A 2,141-nucleotide genomic window follows, 5' to 3' on the forward strand; every position below is an offset into this window, starting at 1 on the left:
CACGTGCTCTGCCTCACCTGGCACCACATCGTCCTCGACGGCTGGTCCGTCGGCGTGTTCCACACCGAACTCGACCACCTCTACACCGACCTCACCCACGGTCGCACCCCCTCGCTGCCGCCCCTCACCACCCAGTACGCCGACATCGCCCAACGCCAACGCCACCACTGGCAGAGCGACGACGCCCAACAGCACCTCCACGAACTCGCCGCACGACTCCGCGACGCCCCACCCGTCTGTCACCCGCCCACCGACCGGCCCCGCCCCGACACCGAACCCGGGCCCACGGCCGTCCACCACAGCCAACTGGCCCCCGGCACCCTGGCCACCCTGACGGCCCTCGCCGCCCAGACCGGTTCCACCCCCTTCGGCGTCCTCCTCGCCGCCTTCCAACTCCTCATCCACCGCTACACCCACCAGAACCCCATCGTCATCGGCACCCCCCTCACCGGACGCACCGACCCCGACACCGAAAAACTCATCGGCTTCTTCGTCAACACCCTCCCCCTCCCCGTCGACATCAACCCCCACCACACCTTCCGCCAACTCCTGCACCACTCCCGCACCGTCCTCATGCACGCCGTCACCCACCAGGACATCCCCTTCGACAAACTCGTCGAACACACCCGACCCACCCGCGACCGCCACACCCCACCCCTCATCCAAACCGTCTTCACCACCATGGAAGGCACCGATCCGGCACCGCTGCACACCGCCACGATGCGGCCGCTGCCGATCGACGAGGGGGTCGCGAAGTTCGACCTGACCGTCCAGGTGCAGGTGGAGCCGGACGGCGTCCGGGTGCTCTTCGACTACGCCTGCGACCTGTACGAGCCCGCGACGATGGCCGAGCTGGCCGACAGCTACCGGGCCCTGGTCGCCGCCGTACTGGCCGAGCCGGACCGGCCGCTGTCCACCGTGGTCGCGGTCACGGCCGCTCAGCGGGAGCGGCTCGCAGACGCGTTGATCGCCAGCCCGGTTCCGGTCCCGCCCGGTGATCTGGGGTGCGTGCCCCGGCTGGTGACGGAGACGGCCCGACGCCAACCCGACGCGCTCGCCGTCGTCGACGGGACGGGCGCGATCACCTACCGCGAACTGGACGAGTGGTCCAACCACCTCGCCCACCAACTCCTGCACCACGGCGCCCGACCCGACCACCCCGTCGCCGTCAGCCTCCCACCCGGCACACCCGCCATCACCGCCATGCTCGCCGTCCTCAAAGCCGGCGCCGCCTACCTCCCCATCGACCCCACCGCACCACCCGCACGCCGACACCACCTCATCACCAACTCCGCCGTCACCATCCTCATCACCCAAGACCCCCACGACACCGACACACCCCCCGGCGTCGTCGCCCTCGCCCCGCACCCGGCACCGGCCACGGCCACGGCCACGCCGCCCCCGCTGGACGTGCACCCGGAGCAGGTGGCGTACGTCATCCACACCTCCGGGTCCACCGGCACGCCCAAGGGCGTCATGGTCCCCCACCGGGCGCTGACCAACCTGGTCCACTGGCACCTGAACGCGCACCCCACCGGTCCCGGCCAACGCCACGGCCAGGTGGCCAGCCTCGGCTTCGACGCCGCGATCTGGGAGATCTGGCCCGCGCTGGTCAGCGGCGCCACCCTGCACATCGCCGACCCCGCCGACCGCCTCGACCCCGCCGCGCTGCACGACTGGCTGGTCCGGGAGGACGTCACGAGGACGTTCCTGCCGACGCCGATCGCGGAGGCCGTCCTCCGGTTGCCGACCCCGTCCACCAGCCGCCTGCGGACGATCTTCACCGGCGGGGACGCCCTCACCACCCGGCCGTCCGCGCACGCGCCGTACACCCTGTTCAACATCTACGGGCCGACCGAGACCACCGTCGCCGTCACCGTCGGGCCCGTCCGCCCGGACGGGGTCCACCGGCCCGACCTCGGCGTCCCGATCGCCGGCGCCCGCATCCACCTGCTGGACGCCGACCTCCAACTGGTCCCGCCCGGCGCGCCCGGCGAGGTCTGCGTCGCCGGCGACGTGGTCAGCCGCGGCTACCTGAACAAGCCCGGGCAGACGGCGGAGCGGTTCCTGCCCGACCCGTACGGACCACCCGGCAGCCGCCTCTACCGCACCGGCGACCTCTGCCGCCTCCGCACCGACGG

Annotated in this window: 1 protein-coding gene; it reads left to right on the forward strand. The window is 72.2% G+C overall.

Annotation, left to right across the window (positions count from 1 at the left end; genetic code table 11):
* Positions 1–2,141 (forward strand): amino acid adenylation domain-containing protein (locus ACGFNF_RS30320; RefSeq protein ID WP_393172349.1); only part of this gene is annotated, 2,141 nt, incomplete at both ends.

Source organism: Micromonospora sp. NPDC048868, assembly GCF_043198195.1.
Taxonomy (GTDB): domain Bacteria; phylum Actinomycetota; class Actinomycetes; order Mycobacteriales; family Micromonosporaceae; genus Micromonospora; species Micromonospora reichwaldensis.